The 8,094-nt window shown below is 40.3% G+C and carries 7 protein-coding genes; 4 read left to right on the top strand and 3 right to left on the bottom strand.

What is annotated here, in order from left to right:
- Positions 1-480 (top strand): type I methionyl aminopeptidase (gene map / locus Q0V26_RS17410; RefSeq protein ID WP_297486192.1); only part of this gene is annotated, 480 nt, incomplete at its 5' end.
- A gap of 135 nt (positions 481-615) precedes the next feature.
- Positions 616-3,237, top strand: a complete 2,622-nt coding sequence (glnD, locus tag Q0V26_RS17415; protein WP_297486193.1) for a bifunctional uridylyltransferase/uridylyl-removing protein GlnD — start codon at positions 616-618, stop codon at positions 3,235-3,237.
- Positions 3,238-3,339: 102 nt separating this feature from the next.
- Here glnD and Q0V26_RS17420 read toward each other — a convergent pair whose 3' ends face one another.
- The 3 genes from Q0V26_RS17420 to Q0V26_RS17430 all read right to left on the bottom strand — a co-directional run bounded on the left by Q0V26_RS17420 (position 3,340) and on the right by Q0V26_RS17430 (position 5,013).
- Positions 3,340-3,801, bottom strand: coding sequence for a flavodoxin (locus Q0V26_RS17420; RefSeq protein WP_297486194.1), 462 nt, complete (start codon positions 3,799-3,801; stop codon positions 3,340-3,342).
- Positions 3,802-3,948: 147 nt separating this feature from the next.
- A complete protein-coding gene (gene truC / locus Q0V26_RS17425) occupies positions 3,949-4,686 on the bottom strand; it encodes a tRNA pseudouridine(65) synthase TruC (protein WP_080158993.1) in 738 nt (245 codons plus the stop codon).
- 9 nt (positions 4,687-4,695) lie between these two features.
- On the bottom strand, positions 4,696-5,013 hold the full coding sequence (locus Q0V26_RS17430; protein WP_080158992.1) for a YqcC family protein: 318 nt from the start codon (positions 5,011-5,013) through the stop codon (positions 4,696-4,698).
- A 157-nt stretch (positions 5,014-5,170) separates the two neighbouring features.
- Between Q0V26_RS17430 and Q0V26_RS17435 the strand changes: the two genes are divergently transcribed.
- A complete protein-coding gene (locus Q0V26_RS17435; RefSeq protein WP_297486198.1) occupies positions 5,171-6,217 on the top strand; it encodes a DUF3549 family protein in 1,047 nt (348 codons plus the stop codon).
- Positions 6,218-6,250: 33 nt separating this feature from the next.
- Positions 6,251-6,565, top strand: coding sequence for a DUF3301 domain-containing protein (locus Q0V26_RS17440; RefSeq protein ID WP_080158990.1), 315 nt, complete (start codon positions 6,251-6,253; stop codon positions 6,563-6,565).
- Positions 6,566-8,094: the final 1,529 nt, after the last annotated feature.

Below are 8,094 nucleotides of genomic sequence, written 5' to 3' on the forward strand. Positions count from 1 at the left end.
GGTGATACTTCAAAGATGTTTGAAGTAGGTGAAGTATCTCTTGAAGACAAACGCCTTTGTCGTGTTGCTCAAGAAAGCCTTTATCTGGCTATCAAAAAAGTAAAACCGGGTGCGAAAATTGGCGATCTAGGTACTGCCATTCAAAAATTCATCAAAGCGGGTAGCAGCCGTTTTTCTATCGTTAAAGATTACTGTGGTCATGGTATTGGTAACGAATTCCATGAAGAACCACAAGTGGTTCACTACAAAAATAGTGATCGCACAATAATGAAAGAAGGCATGTGTTTTACTATCGAACCGATGATCAACGCGGGTAAATTCAGCTGTGAATCAGACGAGCAAGATGGTTGGACGGTGTACACAGTTGATGGTAAAAAATCAGCACAGTGGGAACATACTTTATTAGTAACGAAAGATGGTTGTGAAATCTTAACGCTACGTAAAGAAGAAACATTGCCACGTTTAATGCATAACGCATAATTCGTTATCTGTATTAGCACCATTGCTAAAATAAAAAAACCGACCTTCTGCGTCGGTTTTTTTATATCTAGCGATACTGTTCGCCATTCGAAATGGTTATAGTAAATACAAGATTCTCCTACCGCACGGATAGCAATGACAGATATTTTAGCAACTCAACTTTCTGATTACCTCGACGATGCCATTACTCTCGACAGCTTACGTAGTGCACTCACCCATTTTGCTGAAGAGCAAAAATCGCAATTTAAACAACAAAAATCCATTGTTGATTTAGTTACAGAACGCAGTCATTTTATTGATCAATTATTGATTCGATTGTGGCGTTTTTATGAGTTTGAACAACAACCTGACTTAGCATTAATCGCTGTAGGTGGTTATGGTCGAGGAGAATTACACCCACTATCTGATGTTGACCTATTAATATTAAGCCAACAGCCATTAGCGGAAGACATCGCGACCAATGTCAGTGCTCTAATAACATTGCTATGGGATTTACGTCTAGAAGTCGGCCAAAGTGTACGTACCGTTGAAGAATGTATTGCCGTTGGTCAAGACGATCTGACTGTCGCCACTAATTTAACTGAATCACGGTTTTTATGTGGTAACCAACAAACATTCCACCAATTAACAGTGGCAATTAATTCACCTTCATTTTGGCCAAGTGAAATATTTTATCAGGCCAAAGTTGAAGAACAACGTATTCGCCATGCTCGTTATCACGACACCACCTATAATCTTGAACCTGACATCAAATCAAGTCCTGGCGGCTTACGTGATATCCATACCCTTAGCTGGGTTGCACGACGTCATTTTGGTGCCACCAGCTTATTAGAAATGAGTCATCATGGTTTTTTAACCGATGCTGAATACCGAGAGCTAGTTGAATGCCAAAATGCATTGTGGCGAATTCGATTTGCCCTTCATATAGAACTACGCCGTTATGATAATCGGCTCACCTTTGATCACCAAACCTCAGTAGCAGAAAACCTCGATTATCATGGTGAAGGTAATCAAGCAGTCGAAATGATGATGAAAGCATTTTATCGCATCTTGCGCCGTGTGGCTGAACTCAATAAAATGTTATTACAACTGTTTGATGAAGCAATTATTAAACCAGACTCTCGCCTTGCGCCCATTGTACTCAATGATGATTTTCAATTACGAGGCAATTTAATCGAAGCCACCAAACCGGCCTTATTTCAAGCGCGACCAGAAACCATTCTCGATATGTTTCTTCATATTGCACAAAATTCTGATATTGAAGGTATTGCCGCGCCTACCCTACGTCAATTACGCACCGCTAGACGCCGACTCAACCGTTTTTTGATTGACATTCCTGCGGCTCGCGAAAAATTCATGGAATTAGTACGTCAGCCCAATGCGCTTCAAAAAGCATTTCAATTAATGCATCGTCACGGCGTTATTGCGGCCTATTTGCCACAATGGAGTCACATTGTAGGCCAAATGCAATTTGATTTATTTCATGTGTATACCGTTGATGAACACAGTATTCGTGTTATTAAAAATCTGCATAAATTTAACGATCCTAATCAACATTCACAGCATCCGATTTGTTGTGAGGTTTATCCACGTTTAATTAAAAAAGAAATCTTAATCTTGGCTGCGATCTTTCACGACATTGCTAAAGGGCGCGGCGGTGATCACTCCGAATTAGGCGCGGTGGATGCTTATGATTTTTGTATCGAACACGGGCTGTCCCACCCTGATGCTGAAACGGTTTCATGGCTGGTGCAAAAACACTTATTAATGTCAGTCACCGCTCAACGACGTGATATTTATGATCCAGAAGTCGTGGCCGAGTTCGCTAAACAAGTAGGTGATGAAGAGCATTTAGATTACTTGGTATGCTTAACCGTTGCTGATATTTGTGCCACCAACCAAGATCTATGGAATAGTTGGAAACGCACTCTACTGGCAGAATTGTACTACTCGACCCAAAAAACATTACGCCGCGGGCTAGAAAAAACCCCAGACATGCGTGATCGTATTCGTCACAATCAACAACTCGCATCGGCAATATTACGCGGAAAAGGTTTTATGCCTCGTGATATTGAAGTGCTATGGCGTCGCTTTAAAGCTGATTACTTTCTACGTCATACACATAAACAATTGGCATGGCATGCACAAGCGTTATTAAAACACAATGGTGATAAACCAATTATCTTGATGAGTAAGAAGGCCACCCGTGGCGGCACTGAAGTATTTATCTACAGCAAAGATAAAGCCAAACTGTTCGCAATTGTGGTCTCTGAGCTAGATAAGAAAAATTTAAGTATTCATGATGCTCAAATAATGAACAGTAAGGATGGTTATACGCTAGATACTTTTATGGTGCTTGATCCTAACGGCAAAGCGATTAATGAAAACCGCCATGTGGGTATTATTCGTAATTTAACCAAAGCCCTTACCGCGATGAAATCTGAGCGTAAAATTCGCCGAGCACCACGCAAATTACTCCATTTTAATGTACCAACCAAAGTTGAATTTTTATCAACCAAAACTGGACGCAAAACCATGATGGAGTTAGTCGCATTAGATATGCCTGGATTATTAGCAAAGATTGGCGCTGTATTTGCAGATCTTAATGTGAGTTTACAAGCCGCTAAAATCACCACTATCGGTGAGCGAGCAGAAGACTTTTTTATTATTGTTAATGAAACGGGTGGACGCTTAACCAAACAACAACAGCAGTTATTACGTGAAACATTAATTACGACTATCAATAAACATGCGTAAATCACACGATCATGTTGAGATATAAGATTAATACCCCGTTAATGACTAACGGGGTAACTCTCGATTGCAATGTCAACAATCAGTGTTATTTCAATAACATAGTTACGCCGCAGCTTGATCTGCACTCGCTACAAATTGCGTAAACCATGCATCTGCAACGTCTAACGGCTCAAAATGCACCCCAGCATCAATATCTAATCGAGGTTGAACTGATGTCGAATTGAGCTCAGTTAATAACGCATCAAATTGACGTCCAGCCCCACAAAAACGATCTTCCCCATAACTAGAATCACCTAAAGCAATGACACCATAACGTTGCTTGGGCAATAGGGGGAATTGATCCTTCAGCGCGACATATAACGGTAATAGATTTTCTGGAATCTCACCTTGACCGGTGGTCGACGTTATCACTAACACAGTATCAGCATCATAGGCCATGAAATCATCGAGTGTTGAGTCAAAGAAAACCTCAACGGGCACCGAGGTTAATTTTGCGGCTAATGCTTCTGCTAACTCTTCTGCTCCGCCATATACAGAGCCTACAAATATGCCTAACTTATTCATTGTCCGCTCTCCTTTGCTGTCAGACGTCCTCAATAAGGGACTATTACCAATCTGGCAATTACACTAAAGAAAAGCAAGTGCTGACGTAAATTTAAGCTGATAAGTTTGCGCTATCGCCCATTCACCACCATTGAACGCTATTTTATATTATGCATTTAACAGTAATGACGGTGACCAATTAAATGTCGTCATAACACGTTGCCAAACATCATCAACATCAGCGCGAATATCTAGTGCAGCACCTGTTAATGGATGAATAAATTGTAATCGTGATGCGTGCAGCATCAAACGATGACAATCAAGATTTTCACGGAACATACGATTGTGCTTACCATCGCCATAGTTAACATCACCAATCATATGATGGTCTAAGTGATGCATATGACGGCGTAATTGGTGTTTACGTCCGGTTTCTGGTTGCAGTTCAATTAAGCTATAACGACTGGTCGCATAACGCCCTACTGCAATATCAGTTTCGACTGTCGCTAATGGCGCATAAGCGGTAACGGCCGCTTGAGGCTCTTTGTCTTCGGTCGCTTTTTTATCTGCAATTTTATCTAGCATCACTTTAAGCGGATAATCCAGCACTGCCGCTTCTTTTACCCAGCCTCTCACTACCGCATGATAAGTTTTATGCATTTCTCGACCAGCAAAGACTGGCATCATCAATGCTGCAACCTCACTGGATAAGCCAAATAAAAGAACCCCAGATGTTGGCCTATCTAAACGGTGCAATGGAAACACATGCTGTCCAATTTGATCGCGCAATGTTTGCACCACAAATACAGTTTCATGGCTATCTAACCAAGAACGATGCACCAACATACCTGCAGGTTTATTTACTGCAATTAACGCATCATCTTGATATAAAATTTCCAGTTCCATTATGCTCACTTAATGTTTAAATAATTGATCAATTTCACGTGTTGTTGCCACAATATCTAGTACACCGACTTGGTTTTTCATTGCTTCTTCTACATAAGGTGAAATAGCAAATTGGGTCGGCAATGGTAAGCGTTGCACGATTAAATAACGTAATTTAGGAATAAAAATCCATTGAAGCCACTGATGACAATCTAAAGTATCAATCGCAAAAGGTTCTGTACTCGCTAATGCTTGTGGCTCAGGAGCAACCTCTTGCCAATATTGGTGCTGTTGTAGAATATTTTCTAATTGAGTGAGTAATTGCTGACTTTGATGATATTTATCCATCATAACTCCTCTTTTATTGATAATAAAAACGGCGCAGGATAGCATTTTGGCCCAACAGCCCCAACTATATTATGGTGATTAGCGATCTATTCACAGGTATGCTGACTTAATACGATTACTTAAACTAACAAGCTAAATTGAAGGAGCTTTATTTATTATGTCTATGGAAACCTTTCATACTTTAACCCAATTGCTTGATAACGCAGGTTGTCGTTACAATATTTTTGATTTAGGTCGTCGAGTGAATGAAATTGATAACGACCAATTTAAAGCAGTTGAAGAGAATCGTCAGCCTTATCCATGGCCACTTCAGCAGCATGCCCATATTGCCATTTCATTTTGGCAACATCAGCAACCACCTTGGGTGTGGTTTTTACGCTTACCATTGGATGAACGTGGGCTACTAAAACAAGCGGCTGTTGGTGATTTTATTAAATATGTCATTGAAGCTATGGGCGCAAGTTTAAACAGTACCCCTACCGAAGATGAACAACAAAAGCTTGCCAACAACCCTTATACGTTTAAGCCCAATGATGACAAAATGGCAATATTTAATGCGCAATTACGAGTATTACTTAACCTACCGCCTAGCCAATACTATGCCGATGCACAAGCTTATTTATCAGGTCAACAAGATTGGTTACAATGGCAACATGTAGGTCTACAAGGCTTAGCTGATATCTGTGCTCGTATGTCACAACACAATAACGCAACCTCGTTACGTAAAGCGTTAAACCATCTTCCAATGACGCCACTGTATGTATTACTAGGTTGCCTTGAGCATTGCCCTATTCCTGCACCGTTAGCACAACGTATAACGGAACGCTTAACGCTAGAATGCCAACAACAGCAACCCGATTTATTTTTGATATCAGCGTTAGTACGTGCCCTTGCAGGTAGTGCACCACAACAATTACAGCAAACCCTAACGACTATTTTGCATCAACCATCGTTATGTCACCGCGAGGTACTTATTGCTATCGCTGGTCGTTGTTGGAGTGGTTTTACTGATATAAATATCGCCTCATTATTTTTATTACGTTTAGCTGAAACCCAAGATCAGACATTGTTTAATCAACTATTTACTGATTTAGTCATGCAACCATTATTACGTGGAATCATGTTGCAGATACTTCATGGTCAAGCGGATCCAGCACTGATCAATGCTATTCAAAAATTACAACAGCATGCTAAAAATCACTAATCGCATTCACCGTTTATAAAGGCTTTTTACTCTATGAATAACCTGTTCGGTATTTTAATTATTGCTATTATCGGCGTCTTATTTTGGCAACAACGACGCCAAACTGAATTAGCGCAGTATTACATTGAGCAGCGTTGTAAAAATATGGGCTTGCAGATGATCAGCTTTGCGAGAGGTGAGCAAAAGCTCAAAGATCATCATGGAGAATGGGGCTGGCGAACAGTATTTGTGTTTGAGTTTTCAACTGATGGTATGGATATCTATCAAGGTTATATTGAAATGAAACGTTTACGTGCGAGTTATTTTTATGTGCCGCCGCACCGTATTCCTGAAGGCTGCGATTATTAACTTTTTCTCGCTCCAAAAAGAATGGGCGCGACAATAAATATTGTCACGCCCTTAGATATTACTTTTGTAGCAATCCAGCTACTGTCGTGCTCCCTGCTATCAATCCTTGATATACAAATCCCCAGGTAAATCTTAACTTCATCCTAGAAGTCATTCTTCGGTAATCCCTGACCCATCAGTATATCCGCTACTGACTCTCTCTCCGTGAAGGAGGTGTCCTTTACTCCACTAGAAGTCATCCTAACTTCATCATGAAATTTGTCCCAATTCCATCCTAGAATATTGTCATCCTGACAAATAGATATCCTATCTATAGCCCTCTATCCCAGAGAAGCCTATGCATCCTCGCTAGATGATAGTCCGCATCATCTATATGCTCATCCTGAGCGGCCAATTCCGTGGCTATTCCTAAATCCTTGTCAGCTCCAGCTGATGACAATATCTTACCTCACCAGAAAAATGACGCAATATTAAATATTCCATTAATTATTTAATATTAATCTTAACAAATAAACATATCAATTTAAGGTGATGATATAATTGGATTTTATAAATAATCAGTCATCATAAGTGAGACTTAATAACGAAGTTATCCCACAAGCTTGTAAGAGATCTCTTACAAAATAAGTAGAAAAACGCTCATTTATTATAATGCGAGGTGCGAGGTGCGAGGTGCGAGGTGCGAGGTGCGAGGTGCGAATAAAAGCAAGTCATCCTCAAAGAATCAAATTTAACACGTTGTCATTTGATACATTACTTTGGGAATAGCACAAAAAAGAACGGGCGCGACTTTCGTCGCGCCCTGAGGTCTTACTTGCAGCAATCCAGCTACTATGTTGCTCCCTGCATCCATCCTTTGATTGCTGTATTCCGTCAGCATTGTCCTTTATACTTCTTCCTGAAGTTGTTCCTTTGGCTATCCTAACCCGTCATCACATCCTGTTCAGACTCTCATCTCCTTCCTGGAGGTGTCCTTTACTTCATCCTGAAGTGATCCCTTATGCCTCAATCCTAGAGGTGTTCCTTACTTCGTCCTGAAGTTATCCTAGCCTTCCTGACAGATAAACATCCTGTTTACCTTAATACCGTATCCTACAGTGTTCCTTTCACATTTCATGTTTGATAAACCATCCTAGCTTACCAATATCTCATCCTGAGACTGCCTGTGTCCGTGGCGCTTTCCTGTTCCGTTCCGTCGTATCCTTTCGACACCATTAATACTATGTGAATTACCGACTAAATCCTATATAGAACAAAATATCTTTTTTACCACCTTCGAATCAATTAAATAAAAATGAAAAATAAAATCCATTATAACAACAGCTTAAATTAAACCAGTGATTATGTATGTATTAATAGCATGCTTATCTCCCACATATTTGTAAGAGATCTCGCACACAGCCAATAGATAAAAACCATTCATTATTTATCATACTTTTTTACATGAAGTAATATATTGTTATTATACAAATAGATAGAGGTGCGAGGTGCGAGGTGCGAGGTGCGAGGTGCGAGGTGCGAGGTGCGAG

Origin of the sequence: uncultured Photobacterium sp. (genome assembly GCF_947039875.1) — a bacterium.
Lineage (GTDB): Bacteria > Pseudomonadota > Gammaproteobacteria > Enterobacterales > Vibrionaceae > Photobacterium.

Excerpts from the sequence above, each read along its gene's own strand:
- glnD (WP_297486193.1), top strand. The coding sequence starts at position 616 with ATGACAGATATTTTAGCAACTCAACTTTCTGATTACCTCGACGATGCC.
- Q0V26_RS17420 (WP_297486194.1), bottom strand. The coding sequence starts at position 3,801 with ATGAATAAGTTAGGCATATTTGTAGGCTCTGTATATGGCGGAGCAGAA.
- truC (WP_080158993.1), bottom strand. The coding sequence starts at position 4,686 with ATGGAACTGGAAATTTTATATCAAGATGATGCGTTAATTGCAGTAAAT.
- Q0V26_RS17430 (WP_080158992.1), bottom strand. The coding sequence starts at position 5,013 with ATGGATAAATATCATCAAAGTCAGCAATTACTCACTCAATTAGAAAAT.
- Q0V26_RS17435 (WP_297486198.1), top strand. The coding sequence starts at position 5,171 with ATGTCTATGGAAACCTTTCATACTTTAACCCAATTGCTTGATAACGCA.
- Q0V26_RS17440 (WP_080158990.1), top strand. The coding sequence starts at position 6,251 with ATGAATAACCTGTTCGGTATTTTAATTATTGCTATTATCGGCGTCTTA.